This is a genomic window from Pseudomonas sp. 2822-17, from assembly GCF_002742485.1.
Taxonomy (GTDB): Bacteria; Pseudomonadota; Gammaproteobacteria; order Pseudomonadales; family Pseudomonadaceae; genus Aquipseudomonas; species Aquipseudomonas cyclaminis.
Window position 1 is genome coordinate 1 of the sequence record NZ_LJRZ01000581.1, and the last position, 315, is coordinate 315.

Sequence of the window (315 nt, forward strand, 5' to 3'; positions counted from 1 at the left end):
GAGTAAGCGTGAAGCGTAAGTTAGTGATGATTGGAAACGGTATGGCAGGGATTCGTTGTATAGAGGAAATAATAAAAAAAGATAGAGAAGGCTTTGAGATTACTGTTATAGGTGATGAAAATCATCCTAACTATAACCGAATCATGCTCTCAAATGTTTTACAAGGAAAAACGTCCTTCGATGAGATTAATATAAATGATTGGGATTGGTATATCCAGAATAACGTCATGTTACTTGCAGGAGAAAAAGTAGTAAAAATCGATCCAAGTTTAAAGCAAGTTGAAACGGACAAAGGAAATACAGTGCCGTATGATG

Annotated in this window: 1 protein-coding gene; it reads left to right on the forward strand. The window is 35.6% G+C overall.

Annotated features, from left to right (window positions below; translation table 11 throughout):
* Window positions 1–41 precede the first annotated feature (41 nt).
* Window positions 42–315 (forward strand): FAD-dependent oxidoreductase (locus AOA60_RS23475; RefSeq protein ID WP_218240756.1); only part of this gene is annotated, 274 nt, incomplete at its 3' end.